Genomic DNA, 14,694 nt, shown 5'->3' on the forward strand with positions numbered 1-14,694 from the left:
AGATCAATTGATCTGCAGGTCGGGCAGGGATTTCACCACATCGTCCACGGCTTTCACCTGCTCCAGAAATGCTTCGAGCAGGTTCAGTGGCAAGGCACTCGGACCATCGCAGCGGGCTTTGCCTGGATCAGGGTGCGCCTCAAGAAACAGTCCTGCAAGGCCCAATGCCATGCCTGCTCTGGCAAGATCCACGACCTGGGAGCGTCGACCTCCCGACGCGGCTCCACCTGGATCACGGCACTGGAGGGCGTGGGTGACATCGAAGATCAGAGGGAGGTCATCGCAGCTGCGCTTCATCACTCCGAATCCGAGCATGTCCACCACGAGGTTGTCGTAGCCGAAATTCGTACCGCGTTCGCAGATCAGCAACTGGTTGTTCCCGCACTCCCGAAACTTCTCAACAATGTTCCGCATCTGTTCCGGGCTGAGAAACTGCGGCTTTTTGATGTTGATGATTGAACCGGTTTCGGCCATGGCCTGCACCAGATCAGTCTGGCGGGCCAGGAAGGCCGGTAATTGAATGATGTCAGCGACATTTGCTGCTAAGTGAGCTTGTTCCGGTGTGTGCACATCGGTGATCACAGGAATGCCGTGGGTGTCCTTCACCGCCTTGAGAATCTTCAGTCCCTCGTCCAGTCCTGGGCCGCGATACGAATGAATGGATGAGCGATTCGCCTTGTCATAAGAGGCCTTGAACACCAGCGGGATGTTCAGGCGGTTGCAAACATCTTTGTAATGGGCAGCGCAGTGCAGGGAAAAGTCCAGATCCTCCAATACATTGACGCCGCCAAGTAGCACAAACGGGCGGTCATTGGCGAAGGTGATGTCGCCAAGCTGAATGGAGGGTTTTCCCATGGACCTGCCCTTACTCAGCGGAATCCTACTGCTCCTCAGCGGATCACCAGATCTTAATGGGCACTTCGCTTGTCGATCATGTCGGCAAGTAGAGCAAACATCATCACATTCAATGTGATGAAGGCAAGTAAAATTGTTTTATCAGTAAGGTCGTTCAGGATAAATACGTCGTGAGCGCTGCTGAGCACGAAAAGAACGCCAAAGAATGCCGCCACAGGTGTGAGCAGTCTCATTGGTGCAAAATACATTCCTGTTCGTGCAATTAGCTGCACGAATCTTGCGGTGTCTCGAATTGGTTTGATATGGCTCTTGCCGATGCGTTTGGTGTAGCTGATCGGCACGAAGAGTACATCGTGGCGGTTTCGCAGCATGCAAATTGTGATTGTTGTCGTGAAGCTGAATCCATCAGGTAGCAGGCTCAGGAATTTCATTGCAAGATCGCGGCGGAACACGCGTAGACCCGAATTCATGTCTGGAACATTGCTGCCGCACAGGAAGGAGACCCATGGCACCAGAATCAGCTTTGGAATGCTTCTGATGGTTGAATAGTCAACGTCTTCCCCTGTCCGTGCACCTACCACCATGTCGTGTTGAAAGGCTGAGGTGATTAGTTCAGGGATCCTGTGATTCGGATAAGTTCCGTCCGCATCGGTGATACAGATCAGGTCTGCATTGGAGCGACGTATTCCAGTTTTCAATGCAGCGCCATAGCCAAGATTGCGGCTGTGGTGGACGACGCGGAATGGTTCGCTTTGAAGGTCTGCAGCAAGTTGATCCAAGAGCTCTTTTGAGCCATCCTTTGATCCGTCATTGATGATAATGACATCAGTGCATTGGTTTTCATGCTTCTTTAAATGGCTAAAAATATCTCGTATTGTTGACTCGATCGCCCTCGATTCGTTGAAGCAGGGGATAACAATGCTAGTGCTCTTCATCGTAAGTTATCTTTCTTGGCAAATTATAGGCTGCAACTCTGCGTTGTCCAAAGCCTTAGCACTATAGTTGCGATGAAGGCATGGATGTGCAAATGCCAAAGCAAGTCGTCTCTTCCCTTCGCCCTGTTTTGCGCAGGATGGCCTTCACTTCATTCAACAGGATCTCCGCCTTGATGGCATTGGCCGGATTTCTGTGGATTTTGTTTCACAGTGCTCATGGCATCAATGGTGATGAGATCGGTAGCGATGCTGGTCAGAACCTTCAGTCTGCCTTGAACCTTGTCGGTCATGGGGTTTATGGAGAAGGAGTCTTTGAGGGCATTCCTGAGCATGGCTTCCGGAGAGAGCCATTCCCCAATGTTCTGCTGGCAATTCATCTTTTGATTTCGTCCTGGTTTGTGCCTGGGATGGACTTCACCCAAGCGCATCAGGATCAGGATTTTCTGCGCATTGCCAAAGGAGTTAATGTGAGTTATGTGGCTGTCTTGTTGGGGGGCTTGTGGATCCTGTTACGCCGTTTGATTCGGCCTGAATTCATTGCGGACGGCTTATCTTTGGTTTTGTTTTTCTTTGTAGATCGCTATTTTATTCAATTTGAAATCAATGATCTGAATACGGAGTTGCCCGCATCCGCCTGCCTCGTGTGGGTCTCGCTGTTGCTTGTGCTCGCTCATCAGCAAGGGCAAGGGCGTTGGCTCATGGCCTCTGGATTGGGCTTTGGGCTCCTGGTGCTGACCAAGGCAAGCGGTGCCTATGTTGCGTTGGTGGCAATTCCTGTTTTGGCCTTTTATTTGCATTGTAAGGCTCCATATTTCCTGCGAACTTTTGCATTGATCTCGCTCGGCTTTGCTTTGGCGGTGCTGCCTTGGGTCGTGAGAAATTCGCGGCATTTCAATCGGCCAGTGATCGCTCAGGGTGGCGGCGACGTGCTGTTGATCCGCTCTTCGTTTAATACAATGACTCCTGAGGAATACAGAAACTCATTTTATGCCTACGCGCCTGTCATTGTTCGTGATCATGTTCTCGGGCCTTCAATGTCACTGTCGGAAAATGATTTTGAGTGTGGCTATGCGTTAGACCGGTTTAATCGTAATCTTCCGTGTGATCGACTTGCGCTTGAAGAAAATCGGTATCAGGATGTGCGTTCGTTTTATCAGATTGGCAAGCGCGCCTTGCCGGGCTCCATGGGCCTCCTGCGAGACGAGAAGCAGGCTGTTGCCTTGAAGCGAATTCGTGAAAATCCTCTGCAACACATTCTCGTCTCTGTCCCGATGGCCTGGCGTGGTCTGTGGTCATTTGCGAAAGTTAAATACTGGCTGGGAACAGGTCTTAATTTCTTTGCTTATGCATCAATGTTTGTTGCTGTTGTTCTTGGGATCGTCCAGAAGAAATTTATCTGGCTGGCCATCTCGATCATCCCGGCGGGATACTTTCTTTTCTATGCTTTTTTGAGCCATTTCATCCCGAGATATTCCGAGCCTATGATTCCCCTGGCTTTTGTATGCATGAGTGTTCTTGGTGTTGCGATAGCAAGTCAATGTCTGCCTTCGTCCTTCGGCCGTCTTCGTTTTTGAGTTGTACCAATGAGCTTTCTTGCAGGACTCAACGACGCCCAGCGACGGGCGGTGGATCACCACGAAGGGCCCTTACTGGTTGTGGCTGGAGCCGGAAGCGGCAAGACCCGTGCGCTGACCCATCGCATCGCGCATCTGATCGGTGCCCACGGAGTGGATCCAGCTCAGGTTCTCGCGGTCACCTTCACCAACAAGGCGGCACGGGAGATGAAGGAGCGGTTGGAGCTGTTGCTGGCTCAGCGGCTGGCTCAGAGTCAGTTCGGTCAGCCATGGAGCACGCTGCCGCCGGTGGAGCAGCGTCAGCTGCGCTCGCGTATCTACCGGGAGGTCACCAAGGAGCTCTGGATCGGCACCTTTCACGCGCTCTTCGCGCGGATGCTTCGCTTCGACATCGACAAGTTCAAGGACAGTGAGGGGCTCACCTGGACCCGTCAGTTCTCGATCTACGACGAGGCTGATGCTCAGAGCCTGGTGAAGGAGATCGTCACCCAGGAGCTGCAACTGGATCCCAAGCGTTTTGAGCCGAAGAAGACCCGATGGGCCATCAGTAACGCCAAGAATCAGGGCTGGCTTCCCGATCAGCTGGAGGCCCATGCGGAAGGGCAGCGCGGCAAGCTCACCGCGGACGTGTACCGGCGTTATCGAAAGGCTCTGGCGGCCAACAACGCCCTTGACTTTGATGATCTGCTGTTGCTTCCGGTGCAGCTGCTCCAGCAGAACGAACAGGTGCGCAGCTACTGGCACCGCCGCTTCAGACATGTGCTGGTGGATGAATACCAGGACACCAACCGCACCCAGTACGACCTGATCAAGCTGCTGGTGACCGACGGGCGGGATCCGCAGAGCGTGGAGGACTGGAGCGGACGCTCCGTGTTCGTGGTGGGAGATGCCGATCAGAGCATCTACAGCTTCCGGGCTGCTGATTTCACGATTCTGATGGGCTTCCAGGACGATTTCGGCGATCAAGCTCCGGATGACACCACGCACACGATGGTGAAGCTGGAGGAGAACTACCGCTCCACTGCCACGATCCTGGAGGCGGCCAATGCCCTGATTTCTAATAACAGCGAACGCATCGACAAGGTGTTGCGCCCCACCCGGGGCGAGGGCGAATTGATCACCCTCACGCGTTGTGACGACGAGATCGCCGAAGCCGAGGCCGTGGTGCACCGGATTCGGATGATGGAGGCTGCGAATCCCGAACTCAGCTGGGGAGACATGGCGGTGCTTTATCGCACCAATGCCCAGTCGCGTGCGATCGAGGAATCCCTGGTGCGCTGGGGCATCCCTTACATCGTGGTGGGTGGTCTGCGTTTCTATGACCGGCGAGAGATCAAGGACCTTCTGGCCTATCTCCGACTGTTGGTGAATCCGGCGGACACCGTCAGCCTGCTGCGCGTGATCAATGTGCCGAAGCGCGGCATCGGCAAGACCACGATCCAACGCCTCACCGATGCTGCCAATCAGCTGGGGATTCCCCTTTGGGATGTGGTGAGCGATGCCGAAGCGGTTCGCTCCCTGGGTGGCCGTTCAGCCAAGGGGTTGCTGCAGTTCTGCGAACTGCTCAATGATCTGCGGCTGCGGGTGCAGGACGCTGCTCCGTCCGAGCTGATTCAGCAGGTGATGGAGAAGAGCGGGTACGTCGCTGAATTGATCACAGAAGCCACCGATGAGGCGGAGGAACGACGCCGCAACCTTCAGGAACTGGTGAATGCGGCGCTGCAGTATCAGGAAGAGAACGATGAGGGCGACCTGGAGGGTTTTCTGGCCACCGCCGCTCTCTCCAGTGATGCGGACAGCAAGGACACCGCGGCGGATCGGGTCACCCTGATGACCCTGCACAGCAGCAAGGGCCTGGAATTTCCCGTGGTCTTCCTGGTGGGGCTGGAACAGGGGCTGTTCCCCAGTTACCGATCGCTCGATGATCCCGCTTCTCTTGAAGAGGAGCGGCGTCTCTGTTACGTGGGCATCACCCGGGCCAAGGAGCGGCTGTTTCTTTCCCACGCCAGTGAACGGCGGCTCTGGGGTGGGATGCGGGAGGCCGCAGTGCCGTCGGTTTTTCTCTCGGAGCTGCCGGAAGCGCTGATTCAGGGAGATATTCCCCAGTCAGGAGGTGCCGCGCTGCGGCGGGAACGCCGGTTGGAGCGGCTTACCCGGGTTGATCGGGATCCACCGGCCTCCGCTCCAGCCAATGCGGTGCGCCGCCGTCAGGCCGGTCCAGCCCCTGGCCGCAGCTGGTGTGTGGGCGACCGGGTCAGCCATGCCAGCTTCGGAATCGGTGAGGTCACCCACACCTTCGGCAGTGGTGAAAAGGTCTCGATCGCCGTGAAGTTCGCTGGGATGGGACCCAAGATCCTGGATCCGCGGTTGGCTCCGATCGAACCTGTTTCAGGCACCGATTAACCTCCAGCCCAGCCTCCGACGGTCCGTGTCCTCCGCCAGTCAGCCGATCCCTGTGTTCATCGGCTACGACCCGCGGGAACGGGCGGCGACCAACGTCCTGATCGACAGCCTGTACCAGCACAGCAGTGTGCCGCTGGCGATCACGCCGCTGGTGACTCCGCAGCTGGAGGCCCAGGGTCTGTACCGGAGAGAACGGGATCCCAAGCAGAGCACGGCCTTTTCCTTTACCCGCTTCTTGGTGCCCCATCTGATGGGGTATCAGGGCTGGGCCCTGTTCATGGACTGCGACATGCTCTGCCGGGCTGACATCAAGGGGCTCTGGGATCAGCGGGATGACAGCTTTGGCGCCATGTGCGTTCAGCACGAGCATGTTCCAGGGGAAACCGTGAAATTTCTCGGTGAGGTCCAGAGCGCCTACCCCAAGAAGAACTGGAGTTCACTGATGCTGCTGAACTGCAACCGCTGCACCAAGCTCACCGTTGATTACGTCAACTCCGCCACCGGTCTGGAACTGCATCGCTTCCACTGGCTGGAGGGTGACCACGAGATCGGAGCAATCACCGGAGGCTGGAACCACCTGGTGGATGTGCAGGTTCCGCCCGATTCCCAGGAGGCCTCGCCGATGCTGCACTGGACTCTGGGGGGCCCCTGGTTCCGCGAACAGCGCACGATGGGAGGGCCGCTGGCGGCGGAGTGGTTCAGCGCCCGCGATGACGCCATGAAGCTCTGGGACTAATGACGATTCAACGCAGCCTGGTGGCCGTTCCGGCCCGTCTGCAGTCATCCCGGCTGCCCAACAAGGTGATGGCGGACATCGGCGGCAAGCCGATGATCCAGCGGGTGCTGGAGCGCTGTCGGGAGGCATCCGGTGTGGCAACTGTTGTGCTGTGCACCGATAGCGATCAGCTGCGTGATCTGGCGGAGGGACTCGGCTTCCCTGCCTTGATGACCTCGGAGCACTGCAGTTCCGGCAGCGAGCGGATCGCGTCGGTGGCCGAGCAGCTGATGGCCCTGGCCTGGGGGGATCAGGCCCCTGTGGCGGATGAGACGGCCATCATCAACGTGCAGGGCGACCAGCCCTTCATCGATCCGGCGGTGATCGAGGGGATGGTTACGGAGTTCGGTCGTCTCAATCCCGTGCCTGCCGTTGTGACCCCGGTGTATCGGCTGCATCCGGAGACGATTCACAACCCGAATGTGGTCAAGACCCTGCTCGCCCATGACGGCCGAGCGCTGTATTTCTCCCGCTCGGCCATTCCGCACGTGCGCGATGTGGACCCTGCCGATTGGCACCGACATGCCACCTACTGGGGGCATGTCGGGATGTACGGCTTCCGCGGGGATGTGCTGGCGGCATGGGATCAGCTGCCCGCATCGCCACTGGAGGATCTCGAACGTCTGGAACAGTTGCGCCTGATCGAGGCGGGGCACACGATCGCCAGTTTCGAGGTGAGTGGCACCTCCCTGTCGGTGGATACCGCCGATCAACTGGAGCAGGCCCGCCAGATGGCGGCTTCCGCCTAGTCGTTGCGATCCCGCCAGCCCTTGCGGCTGAGCATCTGCCAGCGACCTCGGGCCTGGAGCAGTCGTTCCGCCAGTTCGCGAACGGCTCCGTGCCCCCCACGGTGGTGCAGCACGGCATCAGCCCCGCGCCGCACCGGTCGGCAGGCATCGGCCGGGGCGAACAGCAGCCCGACCACCGGACGCACCGCCAGATCGTTGAGGTCATCCCCGAGAAAGGCGGTCTGAGCCTGGCTCACCTCCAGCTGCCGTTGCAGGGCACTGAGTGCCATCGGTTTGTCCTTGATCCCCACCAGGCAGTGGCGAATGCCCAGCTGACGGGCACGCACCTCTGTGGCCCCTCCCTGACCACCGCTGAGGAAGGCGATCTCCAATCCCGCTGTCTGCAGAAGCCGGATGCCGAGACCATCCCGCACATCGAAGCGTTTGATCAACTGCCCGTCGGCTGAGAACCAGAGACCTCCATCGGTGAGGACGCCATCCACATCGAGCACGAGCAGCTGCACGTCGCGCAGCCGGCGTTGCAGCCACCACCAGCGCCAAGGGCTCACGCCAGACCCGCCTGCACGAGATCGTGAAGGCGCAGGAGTCCCTGCATCTCCTGATCCGAATTCACCACAGGCAGAACCGAGATCGGTTTGCGGCGGTTCCGCTCCATGCATTCCAGGGCATGAACCACCAGCACGTCCCCTTCCACCGTGATCGGATCCGCGGTCATCAGATCAGCGGCCGTCAGGCGGCTCCAGCCCTCTGTGCTGTGATCCTGCAGTGCGCGGCGCAGATCACCGTCGGTGATGATCCCCACCAGGGCACCGCTCTGATCCGAGCGCTCCACCCAGCCGCAGCCGATGCCATCGCGGGTGAGGCCACCGATCACCTCAGGCAGAGGCGTCTCGGGCTTCAAGGCATGCAGTTTCGAGGCCGGAACCATCAGGTCGGCCGCCGTCAGAGTGAGTTGTTTGCCCAGCGATCCGGCCGGGTGATTCAGCGCGAAGTCCGCCGGTGAAATGCCGCGTCGTTCCATCCAGACCGCCGCCAGCGCATCACCGATCGCCATCGCCACGGCCGTGCTGGCGGTGGGCGCCAGATTCAGGGGGCAGACCTCCCGATCGACGCCGGCTTCCAGAACCACATCGCTGCCGCGGGCGAGGGAGGATTCCGCCCGTCCGACGATGGCGATCCGGCCGGTGCCGCGTCGCTTCAGATGGGGCAGCACCTCCAGCAGCTCAGCGGTTTCGCCGCTGTTGGAGAGCAGCAGACAGACGTCCTCCGGTGCCACCACTCCGAGATCCCCGTGCAGGGCATCCAGTGGGTTGAGGAACAGGGCCATCAGCCCGATCGAGGAAAAGGTGGCGGCGATCTTGCGGGCCACGATGCCGCTCTTGCCCACGCCCGTGATCACGAGCTTGGCTTTGCGATCGGCACAGCGTTCCAACAGGGTCAGCGCCGCTTCCACCTGCTCGCTGCTCAGTCGTTCCGCCGCTGAGGCGATGGCGGTGGCTTCCTCCTGCAGGCAGCGGGTCAGAGCGGACAAGTGCCGGATCCGGGATGATCGATGCATTGTCCTGCACGCCGCGCCATGGACCTGCCGGGTGTGCCGAATGCTCTGCTGGATGCTCTCCGGGCTGCTTCCCGGGAGCTCGGCTGCGCTCATCTCGCCTTCGTCGGAGGGGTCGTGCGCGACGGACTGCTGCATCGGCGCCACGGTGTGGCCTGGCGCGGAGTTCCGGATCTCGATCTCGTGGTGGAAGGGGATGCCCGCCAGCTCGCCCTTGCACTGCAGCGAATCTGCGGCTCGGAGCGCCTCACCGCCTGCCGGGAGCACGGCAGTTTCGGCACCGTCGAGCTCTGTCTGGATGGTGTGCTCCTGGATCTGGCGACGGCTCGCCGGGAGTCCTATCCCGCCCCCGGGGAGAATCCCGTCGTTCAGCCCGGCACCCTTCAGGCGGATCTGGTGCGGCGCGATTTCAGCATCAATGCGATGGCGTTCGATCTGATCTCCGGAGAACTGATTGACCCTCATGGGGGTCAGCGGGCTCTGCAGAAGCGTTCTCTGGAGTTGCTGCATCCCGGCAGCATCAGCGATGACCCCACCCGGGTTGTCCGCGCCGCCCGCTACGCCGCCCGTCTGGATTTCCATCTGGCCGATGACTCCCTTGAGCAGCTGCGTCAAACCATGGAGCGCTGGCCCTGGCGCTGGTCGACGGGGGATGCCAGGGAGAAGGCGCCCCCGGCGCTCTCCACCAGGCTGCGCATGGAACTGGATCGTCTGCTCCAGCGGGAACCCTGGGCGGAAGCCCTATCGCTTCTGCAGAGCTGGGGTGCGATGGCCCTTGTGGACCCTGCCTTGCAGGATGATCTGCCATGGAGGCAGCGGTTGATGGCGGCCTGCCGACTTCGGGTGCCGCTGCTGCCGGCGCTGTTGCTGGGGGCAGCCGATCCGCTTGAAGTGGCGAAGCGACTCGACCTTCCCGGACAGCAAACAAAGGTGCTCGGACAGTGCCGGGATCTGCTGGCCTGGCTGCCGGAGCACGCACCTCCGCCAGGCGCACCACCCTCCCAGTGGTGCCGCGCGCTGGAAGGGAGCGGCTGGTCCGCTGAGGCCGTGGTGCTGGCGGTCTGTCATCGCCCTGCGGAGTGGAGGCTCCTGCTGCGCTGGTGGGGGCGCTGGCGCCATGTCCGCTCACCACTGACGGCAGCGGAACTGATCGATGCGGGTTGGTCCCCCGGTCCCGGACTCGGAGCCGAGCTCAGCCGGCTTCGTCTGCAGCGGATTGATCAGGAGGGGCGTTGATGCCACGACTGATCACGCTGCTGGTGTGCTCACTCTTCGCCATCAAGGCGCTGGTGCTGATCGATGCCACAGGTCTGTGGTCCGATGAGCTCTACAGCGTCGGAAAGAGTTTTCAACCAAGCCTGACGGGGTTGTTGGAGATGCTCCGCAACGACACCCACCCCCCCCTTTATTACATCGTGCTCTGGGTCTGGGGACAGGTTCTGGCTCAGACACCGCTGACTCTGCGGCTGCTGTCCTGGTTGGCTTACCTGGCCGGAGCGGCGCTGGTGGTGCGTCAGTCCGCGGCCATGACCTCCCTTGGTGCCACCCGAACCGCGGTCTCTGTGGCGGCTCTGCTGATGATCTGCAGTCCTTACCCCATCCGGTTTTCGGTGGAGGGCAAGAGCTACGCCCTGCTGGTGGCCCTTGTGGCGCTGAGCTGGTGGTGTCGCCGTCGCTGGCTGGAGGGCCGTGGTGCCGCCTGGACCTACGGGTTGAGTGTCGCTCTGGCATCGCTGACGCATTTCTACGGAGCCTTCCTGTTTGCTGCGGCGGCAGGCTGGGACGGTTGGCAGCGCCGCTGGCCGCTGGCTCGGGCGGCGTTGATCGGACTGCTTCCGACAACGCTCTGGATCGTTTATGCCTCGACCTACCTGTTCAGCAGTCGCTCCGGCAGCTGGATCGGTGTTCCCGACTTTGCGTTGCTGGAAGACACCCTCGCCAGGGGTCTGGGTTGGTGGCCTCTGCCGCGACTGCTGGTGATGCTGGCGGTTGTGCTGCTGCTGCGTCGTCGGGGTCTGAAAACGGATGGCGGGGAACTGGACCGGTCGGCACGTTGGCGCCTGCTCGATCGGAGCGGCCTGATCCCCTCGGGACTCATGGTGCTGGCGGTGGTGCTGGTGTCTTTCCTCAAGCCACTGGCCTTCAGCCGTTACTTCGTGGTCCTGGTGCCCGCCGTCGTGACCTGGCTGGCGGTGGAGACCGCGGCTCTGTCCTTCAACCGCCTCGGTCGACGGCTGCTGGCCGTGATGGTGTCCCTGCTGTTGCTGGGCTGGTGGTTCCACAGCTTTCGCGAGATCCGGGCTGGCGGGGTGCGCGAGCAGAGCAATTTCCGCGCCGTCAGCCGCTTGACAGCAGGGATGACCGAGCGATTTTCACCGCGCCCGCGACTGTTCAACCTCAGCGATCGGATGGAAGGGGTTTCCCAGGTTCCCTGGGGAGATGAGGACGAGCTTGACGACCGTCTGAACGTCTTCCCTGCTCCCACCGTCATCTGGCTGGCTGCGTCTGGGCCCGAGCCGGTGATGCGCCGCCGGCTTCTCCCTCTCGAGCGGCGTGTGAGGCAGGCCGGCTATCGCTGTGAGGTCAGATCAGCCGAACTCGCCAATGCCAGGGTCCTCCTCTGTAGTGCCGGGGAGACCTGAGTTACAGAACACAGCCGATCCGATGCCAGGAATGCAGGGATTCCAGCCGCATGGCCAGCGTTTCTGAACAGCCGATCAGCAGCGGCCCGCAGGTCTGCGGATCCACCAGCAGCTCCAGCAATGCCCGATGGCGTGAACCTCCGATCGGGAGTCCCTCCAGGTTCAGATGGATCCTTGGGCCAGCCTTCCCGGCTGGTGCATCCAGCCAGCGCCAGGCACTGCGGTTCGCAGGGGCCAGGCTGCTGCAGTGACCGGCCTCCAGCAGTTCCAGAGCGCCGTTCAGGCTGGGGATCTTCACGGCATCCAGTTGCAGGCGACAGTCGTCGTCAAGCATTTCACCGAGATGTCCGAGCAGGCCGAACCCGGTGATGTCGGTGCAGGCATGCAGCTCCTCCTGTTCCGTTTCCTCGCGGAGCAGTTCCTCCAGGAGGGGGTGCTGGCTTGAGCCCATCATGCGCTCGGCACGGTCAAGATCCTCGGCGTCGGCAGCCCCCTGCATCGCGGCAGCGAACAGCACGCCGGTGCCGAGAGGACGGCTGAGCAGCAGTCGGTCGCCATGCCGCAGGCCTCGTTTGCTCCAGCCGGTTCCGGTGTGTTTCCGCCGGACCTGACCATTGACGCAGAGGGTCACCTGCATCCCGAGCGAGGCCGGTGCCGGGGTCGGATGACGGGCCTCCAGGGTGTGCCCGCCGATCAGCGCGGCTCCCTGAGGTTCCAGTGCCGATTGCAGGCCAGCCAGGGTCTGGCGCAGCAGCTCGGATTGCAGCGGGCTCGACAGGGCCGGAACGGTGATCACCGCCTGGGCACTGGTCACCATGGCTCCGGAAGCCCAGAGGTCGGAACAGGCATGCAGAGCGGTCAATCGAGCGTTTCGCCACGGGTCGCTGAGCAGAGCTGGAAAGCCATCGACGCTCTGAAGCCAGCTTGAGCCTGCAGTTCCCGCTGGCAGCAGTTCAGCGGCATCCTCCGGTTGCTGCGCAGCGGAGCGGAGCCCCGACTCGGCAAGGGCTGCGGTCAGGGGAGAGGCTGCCAGCTTGGCGGCACAGCCTCGGCAGGCCATCGACGCGTCCGGATCGATGGAGTCCATCGTCTGCAGCTGCTGGAATCCCGCCATGAACCGGCGATCGATCCGCTGCTTCCACCACCAGAGCCATCGAAAGGGTCCCAGCCGCCAATGGCCTTTCAGGGCCAGGGCCTGTGGAGCGGATCCTGGAATTCCGAGCAGCTGCAGGGCCTGACGCTGCGGTCGCCAGGGTCGGGTGCTTCCGCCCCGGCATCGGGCTTCGAGATTCGCCGCCAGGGGCCTTGCTGACCGCACAGCCCAGACGCCTGATGCGGGCCGGGGATCGGATCGGATCACAGCACAGTCTCCGCTCGCGAAGATCAGGGTCTCCCCTTCCACCTGCAGGTGGTGATCCGTGAGCAGCCGTCCGTTCTGATCCAACGGCAGACCGGTGGCCTGAAGCCAGCTGGGAGCACGACTTCCGGTGCAGTGGAGGGACGGTCCCGGCAAGGGTGCATCAGCTGGCTGCAGCTCGATCCGATGACGCTTCAGAACCTGCAGCACCCTCGCTTCCAGGCGCTTGGGAAACGCCTGCAGTCGCAGCGATCGTTCCGGCCAGCGGTGCCGCAGGGCCAACACCACTTCAACCGCCGCCAGCCCTGATCCGACGACGCAGAACGGCGCTGCATCCCCGGCCGGCTTCTCCAGATCCTCCGCTTCGAGAAAAGCCAGAGCGGGCTCCAGCGGTTTGATCGGCATTCCGCCTGAGGGTCTGGTCTCCGCACCGACATCGAGGCTGAGCAGTCCGAAGCGCAGGGGCGGTCGCTGCGAGAGTTCAAGCCGCTTGCCGGTGCTGTCCACGCCGGTGATCTCCGCGATTACCAGAGCGACCCCGGCACGAGCCGCGAGACGCCTCAGATCGATCGCTGCGTCCCGCCGCTGATAGATCCCGGCAATCAACCCGGGCACCATTCCCGAGTACAGCGCGGTGCTGTGCCGGTTCACCAGAATCACGGGGCGCCTCGGTCTCCGCTCCGGGTGCATGGCCCAGCGGCGCAGCACCAGGGCATGGCTGTGGCCGCCGCCCGCCAGCACCAGGGCATCCTCCGGGACAGCGGTCGTCATGAGCCGCTTCTGTACCCCATCGGATTCGCCTGCTGCCAGGCCCAGCCGTCGCGGCACATGTCCTCCAGCGTCCGGCTGGCCTCCCACCCCAGCACCTGTGCTGCCTTGCGAGGACAGGCCTCGAGGCGGGGCACATCGCCCGGGCGACGTTCCACCATCCGTCTCGGGATGGTGAGGCCTGTGGCTGCTTCAAAGCCGTTGACCACCTCAAGCACGGAAAGGCCGCGGCCTGTTCCGATGTTGAGGGTGAGATGCGTGGGGGCTGGCTGTCCGAGCAGATGGCGGAGGGTGCTGCTGTGGGCCTCCGCCAGATCCATCACGTGGAGGTAGTCGCGGATCCCGGTGCCGTCCGGTGTCGGGTAGTCCTGTCCGAACACCTGAAGAGACTCCCGTCGTCCGGCGGCCACCTGGGTGATGAACGGGAACAGGTTGTTGGGGACGCCCAGGGGATCTTCTCCGATGTGCCCACTGGGATGAGCACCAACCGGATTGAAGTAACGGAGGCTGGCAATGCGCCAGGGGCTCACTCGGCAGAGTGCCTGCAGCATCGTTTCCACGGCGAGCTTCGTCTGCGCGTAGGGATGCACGGGCGCTGTCGGTGTGTCCTCGCGCAGCGGGAACACCTCCGGTTCTCCGTACACCGTGGAGGTGCTGCTGAAGACGAGCGTGCGGCAACCGTGCCGCTCCATCGCTTCCGCCAGGCAACGGCTGCCGCTCAGGTTCACATCCCAGTAACGGAGAGGGTCGGCCACGGATTCCCCCACCGCCTTGAGCCCGGCGAAATGAATTACCCCATCCACAGCGCCTGGGGCGGCACCGAACACCCGCTCGAGATCCTCTGCGGAGCGCACATCCCCCTCCACCAGGGTCAGCGCTTCGTTGTCGTGGCGATCGGCCAGCTCAAGCACGCGCTGCATCGGTTCAGGGCTGCTGTTGCTGAAGTTGTCCAGCACCAGAAGGGAATGGCCCTCGTTCAACAGCACAAGACAGGTGTGACTGCCGATGAATCCCGCCCCACCCGTGATCAGAAATCGCGCCATTCCGCCTGGATCAGCCAAGGGTTTTGATGATTCTGCGC

General features: G+C 61.7%; 12 protein-coding genes. 6 read left to right on the top strand and 6 right to left on the bottom strand.

Features of this window, described 5'->3' with window-relative positions; genetic code table 11:
- Positions 1–3: 3 nt before the first annotated feature.
- Entirely contained in the window at positions 4–855 is an 852-nt protein-coding gene (gene kdsA, locus KR49_RS09065; protein WP_043694371.1) for a 3-deoxy-8-phosphooctulonate synthase, read from the bottom strand.
- Positions 856–908: 53 nt separating this feature from the next.
- On the bottom strand, positions 909–1,790 hold the full coding sequence (locus tag KR49_RS09070; protein ID WP_043694374.1) for a glycosyltransferase family 2 protein: 882 nt from the start codon (positions 1,788–1,790) through the stop codon (positions 909–911).
- A gap of 80 nt (positions 1,791–1,870) precedes the next feature.
- Between KR49_RS09070 and KR49_RS09075 the strand changes: the two genes are divergently transcribed.
- Genes KR49_RS09075 through kdsB form a run of 4 tightly spaced genes read left to right on the top strand, consistent with a single transcriptional unit; the run spans position 1,871 to position 7,291 of the window.
- Entirely contained in the window at positions 1,871–3,364 is a 1,494-nt protein-coding gene (locus KR49_RS09075; protein WP_043694376.1) for a glycosyltransferase family 39 protein, read from the top strand.
- 9 nt (positions 3,365–3,373) lie between these two features.
- Complete coding sequence (locus tag KR49_RS09080) at positions 3,374–5,767, top strand: UvrD-helicase domain-containing protein (RefSeq protein ID WP_043694377.1); 2,394 nt, start codon at positions 3,374–3,376, stop codon at positions 5,765–5,767.
- A 25-nt stretch (positions 5,768–5,792) separates the two neighbouring features.
- Positions 5,793–6,503: a hypothetical protein gene (locus tag KR49_RS09085; RefSeq protein ID WP_043694379.1), complete on the top strand. Its 711-nt coding sequence runs from the start codon at positions 5,793–5,795 to the stop codon at positions 6,501–6,503.
- Complete coding sequence (gene kdsB, locus KR49_RS09090) at positions 6,503–7,291, top strand: 3-deoxy-manno-octulosonate cytidylyltransferase (RefSeq protein WP_043694382.1); 789 nt, start codon at positions 6,503–6,505, stop codon at positions 7,289–7,291. The genes KR49_RS09085 and kdsB overlap by 1 nt, the downstream gene beginning before the upstream one ends.
- Here the strand turns inward: kdsB and KR49_RS09095 are convergent.
- Both KR49_RS09095 and KR49_RS09100 read right to left on the bottom strand, forming a co-directional pair.
- Positions 7,288–7,839 carry an HAD family hydrolase gene (locus tag KR49_RS09095; RefSeq protein ID WP_043694384.1) on the bottom strand — a complete coding sequence of 184 codons (552 nt, stop codon included), beginning with the start codon at positions 7,837–7,839 and terminating at the stop codon, positions 7,288–7,290. The genes kdsB and KR49_RS09095 overlap by 4 nt on opposite strands.
- Positions 7,836–8,849 (bottom strand): SIS domain-containing protein, encoded by a 1,014-nt coding sequence (locus KR49_RS09100; protein WP_173402143.1) that lies wholly within the window; start codon positions 8,847–8,849, stop codon positions 7,836–7,838. The genes KR49_RS09095 and KR49_RS09100 overlap by 4 nt, the downstream gene beginning before the upstream one ends.
- Positions 8,850–8,867: 18 nt before the next feature.
- On the opposite strand from KR49_RS09100, the gene KR49_RS09105 reads away from it, so the two are divergent.
- Positions 8,868–10,082, top strand: coding sequence for a CCA tRNA nucleotidyltransferase (locus KR49_RS09105; RefSeq protein WP_043694390.1), 1,215 nt, complete (start codon positions 8,868–8,870; stop codon positions 10,080–10,082).
- On the top strand, positions 10,082–11,488 hold the full coding sequence (locus KR49_RS09110) for a hypothetical protein (protein WP_043694392.1): 1,407 nt from the start codon (positions 10,082–10,084) through the stop codon (positions 11,486–11,488). The genes KR49_RS09105 and KR49_RS09110 overlap by 1 nt, the downstream gene beginning before the upstream one ends.
- Position 11,489: 1 nt before the next feature.
- On the opposite strand, the gene selD is transcribed toward KR49_RS09110, so the two are convergent.
- Both selD and galE read right to left on the bottom strand, forming a co-directional pair.
- Positions 11,490–13,616, bottom strand: a complete 2,127-nt coding sequence (gene selD, locus KR49_RS09115) for a selenide, water dikinase SelD (RefSeq protein ID WP_043694395.1) — start codon at positions 13,614–13,616, stop codon at positions 11,490–11,492.
- Positions 13,613–14,656, bottom strand: coding sequence for a UDP-glucose 4-epimerase GalE (galE, locus tag KR49_RS09120; RefSeq protein WP_043694396.1), 1,044 nt, complete (start codon positions 14,654–14,656; stop codon positions 13,613–13,615). Before galE ends, selD begins: the two co-directional genes overlap by 4 nt.
- Positions 14,657–14,694 lie beyond the last annotated feature (38 nt).

Source organism: Synechococcus sp. KORDI-49 (assembly GCF_000737575.1).
Lineage (GTDB): Bacteria > Cyanobacteriota > Cyanobacteriia > PCC-6307 > Cyanobiaceae > Parasynechococcus.

Excerpts from the sequence above, each read along its gene's own strand:
- KR49_RS09070 (WP_043694374.1), bottom strand. The coding sequence starts at position 1,790 with ATGAAGAGCACTAGCATTGTTATCCCCTGCTTCAACGAATCGAGGGCG.
- KR49_RS09080 (WP_043694377.1), top strand. The coding sequence starts at position 3,374 with ATGAGCTTTCTTGCAGGACTCAACGACGCCCAGCGACGGGCGGTGGAT.
- KR49_RS09105 (WP_043694390.1), top strand. The coding sequence starts at position 8,868 with ATGGACCTGCCGGGTGTGCCGAATGCTCTGCTGGATGCTCTCCGGGCT.
- kdsA (WP_043694371.1), bottom strand. The coding sequence starts at position 855 with ATGGGAAAACCCTCCATTCAGCTTGGCGACATCACCTTCGCCAATGAC.
- KR49_RS09100 (WP_173402143.1), bottom strand. The coding sequence starts at position 8,849 with ATGCATCGATCATCCCGGATCCGGCACTTGTCCGCTCTGACCCGCTGC.
- KR49_RS09110 (WP_043694392.1), top strand. The coding sequence starts at position 10,082 with ATGCCACGACTGATCACGCTGCTGGTGTGCTCACTCTTCGCCATCAAG.
- galE (WP_043694396.1), bottom strand. The coding sequence starts at position 14,656 with ATGGCGCGATTTCTGATCACGGGTGGGGCGGGATTCATCGGCAGTCAC.
- KR49_RS09075 (WP_043694376.1), top strand. The coding sequence starts at position 1,871 with ATGGATGTGCAAATGCCAAAGCAAGTCGTCTCTTCCCTTCGCCCTGTT.
- selD (WP_043694395.1), bottom strand. The coding sequence starts at position 13,616 with ATGACGACCGCTGTCCCGGAGGATGCCCTGGTGCTGGCGGGCGGCGGC.
- kdsB (WP_043694382.1), top strand. The coding sequence starts at position 6,503 with ATGACGATTCAACGCAGCCTGGTGGCCGTTCCGGCCCGTCTGCAGTCA.